Here is a 17,332-nt window from a genome sequence, read left to right as displayed (position 1 = left end):
TGTTATAATGTTACAATTATGCTACATAATAGGATAGATATTCAAAAAAGCTGCTGACAGCAGAACGAGAATGATATTGCAAGCACCTTCCTGAAATCGGTGAAGTGAAAATAAAGCCGGAATGAGACCGTCTGGGGTGGAGAAAGATTGGATAAAATGAAAAACTCTGGAATGAGCGAAACCATGCAGACCTTGACACGGAAAAGCGCCTGTGTGATGCTGAGCCTACTGTTGCTACTGTCAGCCGTGCTCCCTGTGAAAGCTGCCGCGGAAACCGCCTCTGCAAAGGTTGTTCGTGTCGGCTCGTTTGAGGACACCTTCAACTATGTCAACGAGAAGGGCGCAAGAAAGGGCTACGGCTACGAATTGCTGGAGACCTTGTCCGGCTATGCAGGCTGGCAGTTCGAGTATGTGACCTGCGACTGGTCAGACTGCTTCGAAAAGCTCAAAAACGGCGAGATCGACATTATTGGCGGTATCTCTTATACGGAGGACCGCACCCAAGAGATGCTGTTTTCAGACGAGCCGATGGGAGTGGAAAAATATTACCTCTACGCCGATCTCTCGCGCGCAGACATCTCCGCCTCCGACTTCAAGACGCTGAACGGCAAAAAGATCGGCGTTCTGATGGGAACAGAGCCGGAAGTGATGCTGGCCGAGTGGGAAGAAAAATACGGCCTGAAAACGGAACACGTCAACATCTCCAACAACGAGGATGTGAAGCAAAAGCTGGCAAACCACGAGATCGACTGCTTTGTTTCGCTGGAAGAATCCTTCTGGGCAGAGCGTGGCATCTCGACCATAACCCGTGTGGGAGAATCCGGCATCTACTATGCGATCAACAAAAACCGGCCTGATATCAAGGAAGAACTTGACGATGCGATGCGCGCGTTGGACGAAGCTGTGCCTTTTTATACGGCGGATCTGTACAAAAGATATTTCTCAATGGATTATACGCCCATCCTTACAGGGGAGGAAAAGGCGTGGCTCAGAAAGCACGGTGCGATCAGGATGGGCTTTCTGGCGAGCGACAGCGGCGTCAGCACCTTTGACCCTGCCACCGGGGAGTTTACCGGGGTAATCACGGACTATATTCAGTTTGCAGCAGATTGTCTGGGCAATCAGGAACTGGAATTCCAGCTGGTCGGCTATGACAGCAAGGAAGCAGAACTGGATGCGCTGAAATCGGGCGAGATCGACATGATCTTCCATTGCGACCAGAACCCCAATCTGGCGGAAGAGTATCACTTTGCCTGTACCAACACAACGTGGACCTCCAACCTGATGGCGGTCACGAACAAACAGCACTTTAACGAAAACAATGTAAACCGCATTGCCGTTCCCCAAAACAAACTCTCCCTGAAAAAGTACCTTGCGTTTTATTACCCGCAGTGGGAGATCGTGGACTGCGATACACAGGAGGATGCGGCAAGGCTGGTCAAAGACGGACAGGCAGATTGCTTTGTTACCGGGATCAGCAGTGAGAATAAATACAGCAAGAAATACAGCTTTTACAGCGTTCCGCTGGTAAACCCTGTAAGATCCTGCTTTGCGGTCAATAGCGGAAACCGCAGCCTGCTGTCCATCCTGAACAAAACGATCAAGGCAATGCCTGTTAATATGCTTGCCGGCGCGCTTGCGATGTATAAGAGCTCCGCGCGGAAGGTTACCCTGAGCGATTTTATAAAGGATAACTTCTTTAAAGTTATGTTGATCAGCAGCATTGCTGTTGCAGTTGTTCTGCTCACGATTTTGATGCTGCTCCAGAAGGCGCGTAAAGCCGAAGCTGCTGCAAGGAAAGCCGCAAGCGATACGCAGGAACTGAATGCAAAATTGCAGGTCGCCGTGGAAAAAGCAGAGAGCGCGAACCGCGCCAAGAGCACCTTCCTTTCCAATATGTCCCACGATATCCGCACCCCCATGAACGCCATCATCGGCTTTACCACGCTGGCGCTCAGCAATATTGACGATACAGACCGGGTGAAGGATTATCTTGGCAAGACCCTTGCATCCAGCAACCATCTGCTCTCCCTCATCAACGATGTGCTGGATATGAGCCGCATTGAAAGCGGAAAAATTCATCTGGAAGAGGTGGAAGTTAACCTTTCGGATGTGTTGCACGATTTAAAAACCATCGTCAGCGGGCAAATTTATGCAAAACAGCTGGAACTTTACATGGATGCCATGGACGTGACCGACGAAGACGTCTACTGCGACAAGACCCGGCTGAATCAGATCTTGCTGAACCTGCTGTCCAACGCCATCAAGTTTACCCCGGCGGGCGGCACGGTCTCGGTACGGGTGCGGCAGCTTGCCGGTAAAGTGCGCGGCTGCGGACAGTACGAGTTCCGCATCAAGGATAACGGCATCGGCATGAGCCAGGAGTTTGCCCAAAAGATCTTTGAGCCCTTCGAGCGGGAGCGCACCTCCACGGTAAGCGGAATTCAGGGCACCGGCCTTGGCATGGCCATCACCAAAAACATCGTGGATATGATGGGCGGCACCATCGAGGTGCAGACAGCGCAGGGCAAGGGCACCGAGTTTACCGTCTGCGTGCCCATGCGCGCACAGACCGAGCAGCGCCCGGTGGAAAAGATCACCGAGCTGGAGGGCCTGAAGGCACTGGTGGTGGATGACGACTTCAACACCTGCGACAGCGTGACAAAGATGCTGGTCAAGGTGGGCATGCGCGCCGAGTGGACCCTTTCCGGCAAGGAAGCGGTGCTGCGTGCGCGGCAGTCTATCGAGATGAGCGATGTCTACCACGCCTATATCATCGACTGGCGTCTGCCGGATATGAACGGCATCGAGGTCACCCGCCAGATCCGCAGCCTGCACGATGATACGCCTATTATCATCTTGACCGCCTACGACTGGTCGGATATTGAAGTGGAAGCAAAAGCAGCCGGCGTGACCGCCTTCTGCGCCAAGCCCATGTTCATGTCCGACCTGCGCGAGACCCTGATGAGCGCCCTTGGCCAGAAGCCGGCGGATGCGGTGCAGAGGCTTTTGCCGGAAAAGAACGCCGACTTCAAGGGCAAGCACATCCTGCTGGTGGAGGACAACGAGCTGAACCGCGAGATCGCGCAGGAGATCCTGCGGGAGTACGGCTTCCTTGTCGATTCGGCAGAAAACGGCGCCGTAGCGGTGGAAAAGGTAAGTACCGCCGCGCCGGGCAGCTACGATCTGGTGCTGATGGACGTGCAGATGCCGATCATGGATGGCTATACCGCCACCCGGAAGATCCGCGCACTGGACGACCCTGCGCGGGCAAAGCTGCCGATCCTTGCCATGACCGCCAACGCCTTTGACGAGGACCGCCGCAACGTCTTGGAAAGCGGCATGAACGGCTTTTTGTCCAAGCCCATCGTGATCGACGACCTTGTGCAGGAACTGCGCAAAATTTTGTAAATGAAACGCCGGTCAGGTGAATAAAAAAGAATGCACCCGCAGCATTTGCGCCCGGAGGCCAAAACCTCTGCAAAGCTGGACGCCCATGTAAAGCTGTTCTTCCGCACCTTTAACATCGAGGGAGGTGAAAAATAAAGGAATTTTTGAATTTGAATTTTATGTTGAAGTAGAAAAACGCCATAAATGCTAAAATCAAAGGAGAACTTTTTGAAGCATACAACATTTGCACTGGGACTTGTGGGCTGACCGGGAGGTCTGGCAAATACTACAAGCCACGCCTCCCGAAGACGAACAGACACAATTCTTCAGGAGGATATTACCATGAATCGTGAAAATAAACGCAAGACCTTTGAAAAAGGTTACTATAAGACCCACGCCTGCAACGACACCTTTACCTGCAAAGTCTGCGGACGGGTCTGCACCCCGCAAAATGCCGGCAGCGACCACCGCAACCATTGCCCCAACTGCCTGTCCAGCCTTCATGTGGACGAAGAACCCGGTGACCGCGCCTCCGACTGCGGCGGCATCATGGAGCCGGTAGCTGTCTGGGTACGCAAGGGCGGCGAGTGGGCCATCATCCACCGCTGCAAACGCTGCGGAAAGCTCAGTTCCAACCGTGTGGCGGCAGACGACAACCCCATGAAGCTCATGAGCATTGCCATGAAGCCGCTGTGCTCTCCGCCGTTCCCGCTGGACTATATTGAGGAAATGACCGCCTTGATGGGCGGCGATGGACGGATGCGGTAAGCCGCAGGAGGAACTACAAGATGGAGTATATCCGAATCACAAAAGAAAACATCGACAAGGAACACATCTGTTGTGCCATGTCCGGTCAACAGAGCCTTGCCAAGAAGGAATGGCTCAAGCAGCGCTTTGAGGAGGGGCTTGTCTTTTACCGCAGTGCGGAGCGCGGCAAATGCTTTATCGAGTACATCCCGGCGGAAAACGCATGGGTGCCCATTGAAGCGGCAGGCTGGCTTTATATCAACTGTCTGTGGGTCTCCGGTTCCCTGAAAGGGCACGGCTATTCCAGCGAACTGCTGGAAGAATGCCTTCGGGATGCCAAGGCGCAGGGCAAAAACGGCGTTTGCATCCTGTGTGCAGAGGGGCGCAAACGGGAGTTTCTCGCTGACCCAAAGTTTTTGACCCATAAGGGCTTCAAGGTTTCGGACACCTCCGATTGCGGCATCAACCTCATGTACCTGCCCCTTGCAGAGAGTGCCCAATCGCCAAAATTCAAGGCCTGCGCCAAGCATCCCAAGGTGGAGGAAAACGGCTTTGTCCTCTACTATACCGACCAGTGCCCTTACACCTATTATTGGGTGCCAAAGGTGCAGGAGGCCGCAAAGGAACATGGGATTCCGTTCAAAGCCATCCACGTCACAGAGAAAGAGACGGCACAGAATGTGCCTGCACCCGTCACCACCTATGCACTGTTCCGGGATGGGAAATTCGTGACACAGGGCATCCAGTCGGACAAGAAATTTTTGAAATTAGCAGGCGCAGCGGATTGAGAGATTCAGGAGGAAAAATGCAATACGATCAAACGGTTATCACACCAAAAGGACTGATCGTCCACATCCGAAACGGCGTGGCATCCGATGGAAGCGCTGTGCTTGAAAACTTTGATCTGACACACGCAGAAACAGATTATCTGCTGAGTTATCCCGATGAAAATCACTTTGATGCGGAACAGGAAAGCCGCTACTTGGAGAAAAAAGCAACCAGTCCGAATGAGATCGAACTGATCGCCTTTGTGGACGGTAAAGTGGCAGGAACTGCTGGAATTGATGCAATCGGAGCGCAGTATAAAGTGGCGCATCGCGCGGAATTTGGCATCGGTATCCTAAAAGAGTATTGGGGTCTGGGGATCGGGCGAGCCTTGATGGAAGCCTGTATCCATTGCGCTAAAACCGCCGGATACGCTCAGTTGGAGCTGGAGGTAGTGGCGGAGAACGCAAGAGCAATCTCCATGTACCAGACGGCAGGATTTGTGGAATATGGCAGAAACCCAAAAGGTTTTCGCTCTCGAAACGCTGGATATCAGGAACTGATCTCTATGCGGCTGGAATTGTAAAGCTTATCGACTAAAACAGCCCTCCTGACCATGACGGCCGGGAGGGCTGTTTTTGGTAGGGAGGTTGACCAGTATGAGGACGATACCCGGACTACCGCAAGGCGCGGAACGAGAGGCAGGAACTGGTTCGGGCACAGAAAAATGTAGAACGTTTTTTTGCAGAGGAAAAGAACACCACCGAGAAAACACAGACACGTTAAAAAAGTCGCCGAGGAGCTTCCCAGTTGGGAGGCATCCTCGGCGGATTTTTTAGTTTATATAGCAGTTTTTCGGAGCAATGCGCCTGTTACCCGTATATTTTCCCCACGATCTTTCCGCGTGCTGCGGCGGGCAGAAGCTTGCACAGCAGGCTCAGGAACTTATACTGTGCACCGGCAACATAAACGACCGCCGGCTTCTTTTTCTCCACAATACCGGCGATGTACCGTCCAATGCGTGCCGGGTCCATGCCGTTTTGCTCGTCATGCTCCATCTGACTGACGCTCCGGGAGATGCGCCCGCCGTATTCATCATCGCCGAGAATGCTTTTCTGACGTGCTTTTGTAAAACCGGTACAGATGTCACCCAGTTCTACGACGGTAACATGGATGCCGTAGGGCTTGACTTCATTTGCCAGAGCGTAAGAGTAAGAAGAAACGGCGGCTTTGCTTGCGGAGTAGAAGGTCTGGAACGGAATGTGTGCTACGGCGGCAACAGAGCTGATGTTCACAATATGCCCCTTCCCCTGACGGCGCAGGAAGGGGAGAACCGCTTTATTTACAGTGACTGTCCCGAAGAAATTCACATCGAACTGTGCTTTGGCTTGTTCCATGGACGTAAACTCCACCGCACCGGAAATGCCAAAGCCTGCACAGTTGACCACTGCATCGATTTTAGTTTCTTTTTGGATGACCTGCTGCACAGCGGCGTTGACCGCATCTTCATCGGTCACATCGACAGACAGATGGGTAACGCCCTCCATAGGGATATTTCTGCGGCTGAACTCATAGACGATGCAGCCGTTCTCCTTCAGAGCGGATGCCGTGCACCGCCCGATGCCGGAGCTTCCTCCGGTAACAATGACCACCTTGTTGTTTTCTCCCACCATGATTTTCCTCCTGAAAATGTTGATCTGGTTCGAGTATACCGCATCGCAGGGCGACTGTCTATACGGATAGCCGGATCGTGGAAAAGTACAGGGATCAACCTGCGTAAATTTTCACGCAGATTGGCCTCTCTTTGTTTTACACAACCAATGCCAATTAGCGCTTGAAAACGAAACGCTGCGCAAGTATACTATACTAGTTATACTGTACAAGCTTGATCACAAATCAGTATGCCAGTTGACCATAAAAGGCATACCAGAATTGAAGCGTGCGGCGGGGTCAAAACCCTACGAGGATGAAAATGAAATTCGATAGAAGACTTACAGATGAAATCTACACTTCCGATACGGTAAGGCTGGGAAAAAATGCATTTCAGGCCATGCAGGAGACGATCTATCATAATGGCGGTGTCGGAACCATTACCGGGTACTATGATGCCGAATTGTCGATCCTGTCGGTCAGTGATCTGTTGCTGCATAATCTGAACCACAGCTATGCATCCCTGATGGAACAGACAAAGGGTTCGCTGAAGAATCTTTTCTATAAGAAAGATGCCGCATTCCTCGACAATGCACGCTTTCGTCAGATTCAAGGCGAAGGGGAAGGCCGGATCCTCACGGCAGATGGGGCTCCCGTCTATGTGCGTCTCTACAAAAAAGATGCAGTCGATACGGATGGAACACCGATCTGGATCATGTCAGTACAGATGAACTGGGCGTATGAGAACCTTGCGCTGGTTAATGAATCCATCCATTCTGCACTATGGTATTTTGAGTGTAATGAAAACGGTGAGATCGTTCATGTGAACTGGAGCCATGCGTTCCGGCAGATCCTTGGTTATCATGACATTCTGGATTTTCCGAACAAACTGGATTCGTGGTCGAACCTTCTGCACCCGGAGGACTATGACCGGGTAATGCAGCTGCTTTTGGAAACGATTGCGGACAAAGCCAATACTACAAAGTATAATGTTGAGTACCGACTGAAAATGCAGGATGGCCAATACCACTGGTTCCGGGCATCGGCGGAGGTGATACGCCGTCTGGATGGTTCGGCCAATCGAATTGCCGGAATCATCAGCAACATTGACGCGGAAAAAAGAAGCCGGATGCAGGCGCAGCGGGCAGCGGCATTTCACCGTGCATTTACCAGCGCAAACCTCTGCGAATACTATGTAAATCTGGAAAAGAACACCTTTGACACTTTCAAAGTGGAGCCCTCTTTGATGACGGCCTTTGAGCAGAACCACACATGGGATGGACTAGTCAGATTCCTTGTGGATAACTATGTGGTTGAAGAGGACAAAAAGTCTGTAACGGATTTCTACAATCGCGCCTACATCACGGAAAAACTAAAGGGGCTTGAGACGGAGCTGCGTCAGGAGTGCCGCATCGTTCTGGATGGGGAGGAACGATGGGTCAGCAACGTGGTCATGCGCGGCGAGATTGAAGATTCCGAATATGCGATGATTTTTCTGCGGGACATCACAGAGTCCAAAGCAGAGACGGCACGGCGGATGCAGATGGCCTCAGATAACGCATCGATGGATCTTTTGATCAAGAGTATGGTGCGTCTGCTGGATCGCTTTGTCGTCTGCGATCTGGAGAATGACCGGTATCGGTTCTATAATCTGCAAGGTGAAATGATATACGCGCCGACGGGAACCTACCATGATTTTGTGGAGCAGGTGGCTGTAAGGTATAAGACGTTGGAGCCATTGGCGGCGGTGGACGCATTGTTCTCACCGGAAAATATCCGCAAGAATCTGCAGGGCGAGAACGACATCTACAAATTTGAATACTGCTCCATAGACGAAAACACCTATAAGATCGCTTCCTTCATTCCGCTGGAGTGGGATGGCACAAAGCTGGTCAAAGCACTGTTGGCATCTATGGATGTGTCACAGGAGAAAAAGGCCGAGATCGAATCCCATAAGGCACTGAAGGATGCGTACCGGGCGGCGGAAAACGCAAGCCGTGCCAAGACGGAATTCCTCTCCAATATGTCCCATGATATCCGTACACCGATGAATGCAATCATTGGCTTGACCGCCATTGCGGGTGCGAATATCGAGAGTCAGGACAGGGTGGTCGAGTGCCTTGGAAAGATCACAAAGTCGAGTCGTCATCTGTTGGGACTGATCAATGAGGTGCTGGATATGGCCAGAATCGAGAGCGGGCGAATGAGCCTTGCCGAGGAGGATTTCAGCCTGCCGGAGCTGGTCGATAACCTGCTCACCCTCACAAAACCGGCAATCGACGAGCACAAGCATCAGCTCGAAGTCCATGTTGAGCACATCGAGCACGAAGCTGTCTGCGGCGACAGCCTGCGCATCCAGCAGGTCTTTGTGAACCTGATGAGCAACGCCGTCAAGTACACCCCGGATGGAGGAAACATCACCCTTACGATCAAGGAAAAACCGAATGGCTTCTCGGAGCTTGGCTGCTACGAGTTTTCCATCGAGGACAACGGCATCGGCATGACGCCGGAATTCCAGAAGATCATGTTCGAGCCGTTCAGCCGGGCAGACGATCACCGGACGACCAAGGTGCAGGGCACCGGTCTTGGCATGGCCATTGCAAGAAACATCGTCAACCTGATGAATGGTGACATTCAGGTCGAAAGCGCTCCCAACAAGGGAACGAAGATCACGGTCACGGTCTATCTGAAGCTTCAGGAGAACGAGAAGGAACAGGAAAAAGAACTGCTCGATCTGCCGGTACTGGTCGTGGACGATGACAAGACCTGCTGCGAAAGCACCGTTGCAACCCTTCAGGAGATCGGCATAGCGGGCGAATGGGTCCTGACCGGCAAGGAAGCCGTGGAACGCTGCGCGGCGCGGCACAAGACCGGCCGCGACTATTTTGCGGTGATCCTGGACTGGAAGATGCCGGAGATGGACGGCATCGCAACGGCCAGAAGGATTCGGGAATGCGTTGGGGAGGACGTCACGATCATCATCCTGACTTCCTTTGATTTCAGCGAGATCGAAGAAGAAGCCAGAGCAGTGGGCGTGAATGCGTTTATGGCAAAACCGCTGTTCCGTTCTCGTCTGACGGCAACTCTGCGGCAGTTTACATCCGGGAAGAAGGAGAAAAACGCTCGGAACTATCTGGAAGACTTTGCGAAGGAAAACTATGCGGGTAAGCGGATTCTTCTTGTGGAAGACAATGCGCTGAACCGTGAGATCGCAACCGAGATTATAGGCATGACGGGCGTGACCATCGACAGCGCCGAAAACGGAAAAATTGCAGTCGAAAAGGTGATGGAAGCGCCAGAAAAGTGGTACGATCTCATTTTTATGGACATCCAGATGCCCATCATGAATGGTTACGAAGCCACTGCTGCGATCCGTGCGCTTGCCGGAAGCCGGGGCAAAGTGCCCATCATTGCCATGACGGCAAATGCCTTTGCCGAGGACGTGCAATTGGCAAAGAACACCGGCATGAACGAGCATATCGCCAAACCGCTTGATTTGAGTAAGCTGAACGATGTGCTGAAACAGTGGCTGTGATCTGTGCATTGCAGTAAGGCACGTGATACTGTTGACCGGGCAATCAAAAAGCATGAAATGAAGAACGCCGAGGAATCCCTTCCCATGTGGGAGGAACCCTCGGCGTTCTTTAGTTTATATAGCAGCGGTCCTGTTTTATAAGCCAATCTTCACACAGCCGCACGCAACGTCTGCTATTGTACCATGAACCATCAAATTCTTCTATTGACCCTTGCGCCAAAAAGGTACAGGCTTTTTCGTAATTGGTCTACAATGATGTTTCTTTTTGAGTCGGCTTATCTGTCTGTTTGTTAAAATTCATGTTGTGGTTATGCATTCATGAGTGTGGTGCTAAAGATTTATGGCAGTAGCACATTGCTTTTATACAAATAAAGGTGTACAATAATAACAACTTTGCCAAGCAATCCCCTTCAAGGAATCAACTGGAACATGGGTGGAGACTGTACCTGTTAAGCGGAATTGTTTGAATGAATTCAATTCAACATAAAAGACAGTTGCTCATTTGTGAGTAGGAGGAATATATGATGTTTGATTGTGGTTTACAGAATATTTTCCGGCTGAAAAACGGACAGTCCCGTTCCATCAACTGGGAAAACCGGAACGGAGAAAAAGGAAAAGGCGGCATGGCATCCAGCGATCTTGGTCCGTCCAGAAAAGGTTCTCCATGTATCCCGAAAATAGAAGCAGGAGAGACCGTAACACTTGGTGAGATCCAGGGAGAAGGCATGATTCAGCACATCTGGATCACCGTTACAGACCGTACCAGTGAACGTAACCGTTATGTTCTGCGGGATCTTGTTCTGCGCATGTACTGGGACGATGAAGAATTCCCATCCGTTGAATGCCCGCTTGGCGATTTCTTCTGCTGCGGCTTCGGTGTTTCCTACCAGGTAAACTCAGTCCCGATTGCTGTCAATCCGACCCGTGGTTTCAACAGCTATTTCCCGATGCCGTTCCGTAAAAACGCCCGTATTACCATTGAAAATCAGTGTGATGAGCCGATTCCGGCCTTCTTTTATCAGATCGACTATTGCCTGACAACGGTTCCGGAGGATGCTGCCTATTTCCATGCCCAGTGGCGTCGTCAGCGCATAACGGAAAAGGCAAAAGACTACGTTGTCCTCGACAACATCAAAGGGAAGGGCCAGTACGTTGGAACTTATCTTGCGCTTACCAGCCTCGAACGCTACTGGTACGGAGAAGGTGAGATGAAATTCTACATCGATGGAGACAAGGATTATCCAACCATTTGCGGAACCGGAACAGAAGATTACTTCGGCGGTGCCTGGAGCTTTGCAACACAGTAAAATGGCCAAACCGTTGAAAATCAGTACTGTACTCCGTATCGTGGCTATCCTTACTACTCTAGCCACGATACCTTCCTTCATAATGATTACCACAATGATGATCAGATGCCACAACGCAGCTTCTACCGCTGGCACCTTCTTGATCCTGTCCTTTTTGAGAAGGACCTTAAGGTAACTCTGCAGCAGATTGGTGCCAGTCACGGAGGTCTTTTTGAACGTCAGGATGATGTCGCTACCACAGCGTACTGGTACCAGACGCATCCTCATGTACCATTCGCGCCACTCATGTCCAGAAAAGAGCGCTGGCCAAGATGATTTTTGACGCTTTTCCTATTTTATATGTTTCATGACTTTGCATATCGGCTACAAGAGTCCGTTCCGAACAAATCTGCTTCCAACGAATTTGTCCGGAAACGGGCTCTTTCTTTTTTTATATAATAAGAGTACGCAGGGCTGTTTAGAGCGTTCCTGCTGGCAGCCGAAGCATGAGGAAGAAGTCTGGTATGCCTGCTACGGCTCCAACCTGTCCGAGGAACGGTTCTGCTGCTATGTGCAGGGCGGCGTAGCGCCAAACGGAAAGCGCTACTATCCGGGTGACTGCGATGGGCAGTCCGGCTATGGTGTTTCTAAGCTGGATTCCATTGTGGAAGAAGTTGTCCGGCAGATCTTCGCACAGTTCCGGGAGGTTTCCCGGAAGAAGCTGCTGGAATCGGTCAAGACCAACGATGCCGCCCGCATCCAGAAGAAAATCAAGAAAATCCAGAAAGACTTGGAAGCCAAGCAGAAAGAGCTGGACGACCTGAAAGCCGAAACCATTCTGGTCATTCGGGGCGTGAGTGCCTTGGACAAAGAACTGCTCGGCACACTGGTGGCCGAAGCAAAAGATGCACTGGAAACCCTGGAAAAGCAGCTTGTTCAGGCGCAGGAAGAATACGAAGAAGCCACCAAAACGGCAAAGCGTAGCAACTACATCTGCAACGAGCTGTTTACATGGGCGGATGTGTACGACACCGCCAACCACGATGAACGCCGCGCCATTTTGCAGCAGTTCATTAAGGAGATTCGCGTCCGAAAAGACTATGAGATCTCGATTACCCTGAACGCCAGCTTCAACCAAGTGGAACAGCTCAAGGCTGTATCAACCTACGATGGCGCGGAAATTTTTGAAGAAATTTCCGAAAAGGGGGCATAAAAGCGATGCGCTTGCCCGCAGCACTCTGCAAAATGCAAAGAAAGAGACGTGAAATCGATGGATTTTCAAAAAGTACATGGATGACCCCGCCCGGTTCGCATCCGACTTCAGGGTTCGGAGCCCGGCACGGTCTGCCAAAGTTTTTTTGAGCATAAAAAACGCCGCATCGTACAAAACGATACGGCGTTTTATGGACCTAGAGGGATTCGAACCCTTGACCTCTCGGATGCGAACCGAACGCTCTCCCAGCTGAGCTATAGGCCCATATTTAGGGGCGTGACGCGGTTGGGCGACCAACCGACATACTCCCCATTTGAATGCCCACAACTCTGTGGGGCACAAAAGCGATACGCTTGCACTCCCAGCTGAGCTATAGGCCCATGATGATGACGCTGATAGTGTACCGCGTTTTGGGGCGTTTGTCAAGCAATTTCGGAGAGCGTGAGCAGGGGACTTACAAGCGGCCAAGCTGCCAGAAGGCCACGGCGCTGGCGGCGGCTACGTTGAGGGAATCCACCCCATGGGACATAGGAATCTTTACGGTGTAATCGCAGGCGGCGATGGTACTATTGGCAAGCCCATCGCCCTCGGTGCCCAGCACGATGGCAAGTTTCGGCTCAGCGGCAAGGGCGGGGTCGTCGATGCTGACCGAGCGGTCGCTCAGTGCCATGGCAGCGGTCTTGAAGCCCAGCGCGTGGAGCTGGGCACTGCCGTTTTCCGGCCAGTCGGCAGGGCAGGTGCCAATTTGCGCCCACGGCACCTGAAACACGGTGCCCATGCTTACCCGCACCGCGCGGCGGCACAGCGGGTCGCAGCAGGAGGGGGTGACGAGCACTGCGTCCATGTTCAGCGCGGCAGCGCTGCGGAAGATGGCACCCACGTTGGTGGAATCTACGATGCCTTCCAGCACAGCCACCCGGCGGGCATGGGCGCAAACCTGCTCCACCGTGCTGGGCGCAGGACGGCGGAAGGCGCACAGCACGCCCCGGGTCAGCGCAAAGCCGGTGAGCTGTGCCAGCAGCTCTCGGTCAGCGGTATATACCGGCACATCGCCGCAGCGGGTCAAAATCTCCTGTGCCGGGCCGGTGATCTGCTTGCGCTCCATCAGTAGGGAAAGAGGCTGGTAACCGGCGTCCAGCGCCCGGGCGATCACCTTGGGGCTTTCGGCGATAAAGATGCCCTTTTCCGGCTCCAGCCGGTTGCGCAGCTGCGCCTGCGTGAGCCGGGTGTAGACGTCCAACTCCGGGGCGGTAAGGTCGGTGATCTCGTGAATGACAGGCATGGAAAGGCTCCTTTGAAATGAAGTTTTTTCTATTGTAGCACAAGCCGGGCCGGAATGCAAAATCCCTGCTGCACACAGAGCACAGCAGGGATTTGAATGCGGAATAGTTTACTCAGAGCGCAGCGCTTTGACAGGGTTGCTCTTTGCGGCGCTGCGGGCGGGGATCACGCCGCCCAGCATGGTAAGCAGGGTGGCCAGAACGATCAGGATCAGCGCGGCCTGCGGCGGCAGCGAGGCTACCACGTTCACATCGCCCGCGATGTGGTGGATGAGCATATTGCCGGGGATGAGCAGCAGCAGGCAGAGCACCACGCCCATCACGCCGGAACACAGGCCGATGATAAAGGTCTCGGCGTTGAACACCTGCGAGACGTTGTGCTTGGAGGCACCGATGGCGCGCAGAATGCCGATCTCCTTGCGGCGCTCCAGCACGCTGATATAGGTGATGACGCCGATCATGATGGAGGACACCACCAGCGAGATCGCCACAAAGGCCACCAGCACATTGCTGACCATGCCCACGATTTCGGTGACCGAGTTCATCAGAGTGCCCACCATATCGGTATAGTGGATCACCTTACCCTCTTCGCCCTGCTGCCGCATGGAGGCGTTGTAGGCGTCCAGCTCGTTCACCACCTGCGCCTTGGTATCAAAGCTGTTGGGGTAGATATAGATGGCATCGGGCTTTGCGTAGTCCACATAGCCGAGGTCGTCCAAAATCTTTTCGTAGCTGGAAGCGGAGGAGAGCAGGGTGCTTTTGATCATTTCGGTCAGGTCGGAGCCGGTCATGTTGATCTGAATGGCCTGCTGGAACACAGTGGGGTCGATCTTGAGTGCGCTTTCCACCTGCGTGCTCAGCTGCGCAATATTGCTCTGGATGGCCTGCGCGATCTTCTGCTCCAGCTGCCCGGCCAGCTTCTGGATGGCGGGACCCATCTGCTCCTGCAAAGCGGCGGTGAGCTGGGTCTGCAGCGCCTCGCCCAGCTGGACGGAGTAGGTCTCCATCACGGTCTGCAGATTTTGCTGGAGGGTACCGGCAAACTGCTCCTCCAGCCCGGAGGTGTCCAGCAGATCACCCATGGATTCGGCCAGCAGCGTCTGGAAGGCCTCGGTCTGCATATAGGAGGAAAAACCGATCTTATCCAGATTCAGCAGGCCGTTGCTGATGAGATAGCGCTTGTAGCCGTTCATGATCTTTTTCATCAGCGTCTGTAAACCGTCCTGAGAGATATTCAACTCTATGCCGTCGAACAGCTCGCCCATGTCCATCTCCATGTCCGGCAGCGGCAGCCCGCTGAGGTCCAGCTTGAAGCTGGAAGGATCGATGAGGGTGGCAAGATCGAAGGAATCGTCGGTCAGGTCGAATGCGCCGTCCAGATCAAAGTGCAGGGCGCTGGTGTCGAACTGGAAAGCGTCCTTGAGGGCGTCCGTGTCCACCGAGAACAGAGAGGCGATGTCCAGCATATTGTTGCTGGCAGCATCGAAGGGTTCGCCGGTCAGCACGTTGATGTCCGGGTCTGCCAGCTGCTGGCGCACGATCTCGCTGTTGGCCGCCTGATCGATAACGTAATAGGTCAGGTCGTGCAGGTAGTCCAGACCGCTGTGCAGGATAGTGGAGGTGGCGTCTGCCTTGGGCTGCACGATGCCGACAATGGTCAGCTCCTCGCTGTCGGCCACCAACTGCTGCATGTAGGCTTCATCATTCAGCTTGCTCAGCCAGACCTTGTGCTCGGTGTCGTAGACATAGCAGTCGGCCTTGTTGACAAGCTTGAAGGTCATGCCCAGAAAATCGTCATAGGTATAGGTGCCGTAGTCCGTGGGCAGATCGATCTTCTGATTCTGTGCATACTGCTGTAAGATCTTGTCCAGCTCGGCCTGATCCCGCAGACCCATGGCGTACAGCGCATAGTCCGAAACGCTGCCGTCCGCGTTCAGGGTCAGCACCAGCTCGTTGTACTTTTCCGGCCAGCGGCCAGCCTTGACATCGTACTGATCCTCGTACAGGGCGGGGGTCTCGGCCATTTCGCAGAACACATAGGGGCTGGCCATGGAGGTCATAAGGCTGGTCACCGAGGTGTTCTCACTGGCGATATCAGAAAAGGTGGTGTCCGGGTTCAGCTTCTGCACGGTGCCGTCCGGGTTCTGGCGGTAGATCAGCGGAGAAGCAGAATAGGTGTATTCCACCGTGGCGTTGTCCCGGATGGTACAGGCGTCACTGTCCAGATATTTTTTCAGCGAGCGCAGGTCGTTGCTGGCAGCGCCGATGTTCAATTGAGACAGCAGCTGTCTCACCGTGACCATGCCCTCCGGCGAGGAGGAGCCGGACGAGGCGCTGGTGTAGGTGTCCGGGTCCATCATGCTGGCCAGATCTACGCCGGTGCTGCTGATCTGCAGCGGGTAGGCGGCCAGCGTGGATTTTTCCATGTTGCTGATATAGCGGCTCACACCGTTGGAAAGGGAAAGGATCAGCGCAATGCCGATGATACCGATGGAACCGGCAAAGGCGGTGAGCAGGGTGCGTGCCTTTTTGGTGAGCAGATTGTTGAAGCTGAGGGAGAGGGAGGTGAGCAGGGACATGGAGGAGTGCCCCATGTTCCGGTGCACGGGGGCAACGGCAGCAGCCTCGTCCTCGGGTTCGTAGGGCATGGTGTCGGAGCGGATCACGCCGTCCTTCAGCTTTACGATGCGGGTGGCGTAGCGCTCGGCAAGCTCCGGGTTGTGGGTGACCATGACCACCAGACGGTCCCGCGCCACTTCCTTGAGCAGTTCCATCACCTGAATGCTGGTCTCGCTGTCCAGTGCGCCGGTGGGCTCATCGGCCAGCAGGATGTCGGGGTTGTTCACCAGCGCACGGGCAATGGCCACGCGCTGCATCTGCCCGCCGGACATCTCGCCGGGGTGCTTGTGCAGCTGGTTGCCCAGCCCCACCTGCTCCAGCGCAGCGGCGGCACGGCGGCGGCGCTCGGCCTTGGAAACGCCTGAGATGGTCAGTGCCAGCTCTACGTTGCCCAGCACGGTCTGGTGGGGGATCAGGTTATAGCTCTGGAACACAAAGCCGATGGTGTGGTTCCGGTAGGAGTCCCAGTCGCGGTCGGTGTATTTTTTTGTGGAGATGCCGTTGATGACCAGATCGCCGCTGTCGTAGCGATCCAGACCGCCGATGATGTTCAGCAGGGTGGTCTTGCCGGAGCCGCTGGGGCCAAGAATGGCCACAAATTCGTTGTCCCGCAGGTTCAGACTGACGTTGTTCAGTGCGTGCTGCACCAGCTCGCCGGTCTTGTATTCTTTGTTGATCTGTTTAAGTTTGAGCATAGATGTGCCTTTCCGGTACTGCGCCGCCGGGCGCTGCTGCCTGTGGTTTAAAAGTAGGAAACATTTGCAGACAATATCTAATTTAGTTTAGCAAATAAAAATGAAGAAACCGTGAAATTATTCCGTAGGAATGCTGAAGCTGCGGCACTTTT

Annotated in this window: 9 protein-coding genes, 1 tRNA gene and 1 pseudogene; 7 read left to right on the top strand and 4 right to left on the bottom strand. The window is 53.5% G+C overall.

The window, feature by feature from the left end; all coding sequences use genetic code 11:
* Positions 1-156 precede the first annotated feature (156 nt).
* The 4 genes from MTP43_RS09640 to MTP43_RS09625 all read left to right on the top strand — a co-directional run bounded on the left by MTP43_RS09640 (position 157) and on the right by MTP43_RS09625 (position 5,488).
* Positions 157-3,411 carry a response regulator gene (locus tag MTP43_RS09640; protein WP_249234781.1) on the top strand — a complete coding sequence of 1,085 codons (3,255 nt, stop codon included), beginning with the start codon at positions 157-159 and terminating at the stop codon, positions 3,409-3,411.
* 321 nt (positions 3,412-3,732) lie between these two features.
* Entirely contained in the window at positions 3,733-4,158 is a 426-nt protein-coding gene (locus tag MTP43_RS09635; RefSeq protein ID WP_015536987.1) for an RNHCP domain-containing protein, read from the top strand.
* A 20-nt stretch (positions 4,159-4,178) separates the two neighbouring features.
* A complete protein-coding gene (locus MTP43_RS09630) occupies positions 4,179-4,925 on the top strand; it encodes an N-acetyltransferase (RefSeq protein ID WP_015536988.1) in 747 nt (248 codons plus the stop codon).
* Between the two features lie 17 nt (positions 4,926-4,942).
* Positions 4,943-5,488 (top strand): GNAT family N-acetyltransferase, encoded by a 546-nt coding sequence (locus MTP43_RS09625; protein WP_015536989.1) that lies wholly within the window; start codon positions 4,943-4,945, stop codon positions 5,486-5,488.
* A 286-nt stretch (positions 5,489-5,774) separates the two neighbouring features.
* Here the strand turns inward: MTP43_RS09625 and MTP43_RS09620 are convergent, their stop codons facing one another.
* Positions 5,775-6,575 (bottom strand): SDR family oxidoreductase, encoded by an 801-nt coding sequence (locus MTP43_RS09620; protein ID WP_113620916.1) that lies wholly within the window; start codon positions 6,573-6,575, stop codon positions 5,775-5,777.
* A 299-nt stretch (positions 6,576-6,874) separates the two neighbouring features.
* On the opposite strand from MTP43_RS09620, the gene MTP43_RS09615 reads away from it, so the two are divergent.
* The 3 genes and pseudogenes from MTP43_RS09615 (at position 6,875) to MTP43_RS09605 (ending at position 12,586) form a co-directional block, all read left to right on the top strand.
* A complete protein-coding gene (locus MTP43_RS09615) occupies positions 6,875-10,087 on the top strand; it encodes a PAS domain-containing hybrid sensor histidine kinase/response regulator (RefSeq protein ID WP_113620917.1) in 3,213 nt (1,070 codons plus the stop codon).
* A gap of 521 nt (positions 10,088-10,608) precedes the next feature.
* Positions 10,609-11,709, top strand: a pseudogene (locus MTP43_RS09610) (glycoside hydrolase family 172 protein).
* Positions 11,710-11,797: 88 nt separating this feature from the next.
* On the top strand, positions 11,798-12,586 hold the full coding sequence (locus MTP43_RS09605; RefSeq protein WP_113620918.1) for a hypothetical protein: 789 nt from the start codon (positions 11,798-11,800) through the stop codon (positions 12,584-12,586).
* Between the two features lie 191 nt (positions 12,587-12,777).
* On the opposite strand, the gene MTP43_RS09600 is transcribed toward MTP43_RS09605, so the two are convergent.
* From MTP43_RS09600 to MTP43_RS09590, 3 genes are all read right to left on the bottom strand, one after another.
* Positions 12,778-12,850, bottom strand: a tRNA-Ala gene (locus MTP43_RS09600).
* A gap of 190 nt (positions 12,851-13,040) precedes the next feature.
* The gene (locus tag MTP43_RS09595; RefSeq protein ID WP_249234780.1) at positions 13,041-13,868 is read right to left on the bottom strand and encodes a TrmH family RNA methyltransferase; all 828 of its coding nucleotides are present in this window, start codon (positions 13,866-13,868) and stop codon (positions 13,041-13,043) included.
* A gap of 108 nt (positions 13,869-13,976) precedes the next feature.
* Positions 13,977-17,180 (bottom strand): ATP-binding cassette domain-containing protein, encoded by a 3,204-nt coding sequence (locus MTP43_RS09590; protein ID WP_249234779.1) that lies wholly within the window; start codon positions 17,178-17,180, stop codon positions 13,977-13,979.
* Positions 17,181-17,332 lie beyond the last annotated feature (152 nt).

The sequence above is a fragment of the Faecalibacterium sp. IP-1-18 genome, assembly GCF_023347355.1.
GTDB classification, from domain to species: domain Bacteria; phylum Bacillota; class Clostridia; order Oscillospirales; family Ruminococcaceae; genus Faecalibacterium; species Faecalibacterium prausnitzii.
The sequence above is the reverse complement of the archived record's forward strand: the minus strand, read 5'-3'. Positions and strand labels throughout refer to the sequence as shown.